1 pseudogene is annotated in these 474 nt (G+C 68.6%); it reads left to right on the plus strand.

From position 1 onward, the window contains the following. Positions 1–53: 53 nt before the first annotated feature. A pseudogene (locus tag EOA28_RS38110) lies at positions 54–474 on the plus strand (MFS transporter); the annotation flags it as partial.

Here is a 474-nt window from a genome sequence, read left to right on the forward strand (position 1 = left end):
GGCCACGGCTTTCGGTGCCCGACAATATCCGCGCGCAATTCGTGGCGCCGGCGGTGACCGGCTTCGGCGCCATGGCGCTTGACGGCTTTTATGCCGCGCTGGCGCCGAGCATTCTCGCGCAGCAGCTGCACGTGACCAATCATGCCGAAGCCGGCGGGCTTTTTTTCGAGCTGTCGATCGTGGCGGCCATCACCATCGTGGCCACCGCCCGGCTTGCTAGCCGCTCCACCATGCTTGCGGCGCTCGTCCTGATGATCCCGGCTGTGGCGCTGGTCGTCGCGGCGCAAATCTACGCCTCGATGGCGCTCATGATCGCGGCGACCGCGGTCTGCGGGGCGGGGGCGGCGCTCGGCTATCGCGGTGGCCTGCAGGTGGTGAATCAGATCGCCCCGGCCGACCGCCGCGCCGAGGTGGTCTCGGTCTTCTTCATCTGCTGCTTCTGCGGCAACGCGCTGCCGGTGATCGGCATCGGCG

This window comes from Mesorhizobium sp. M2A.F.Ca.ET.067.02.1.1, from assembly GCF_004023285.1.
Lineage (GTDB): Bacteria > Pseudomonadota > Alphaproteobacteria > Rhizobiales > Rhizobiaceae > Mesorhizobium.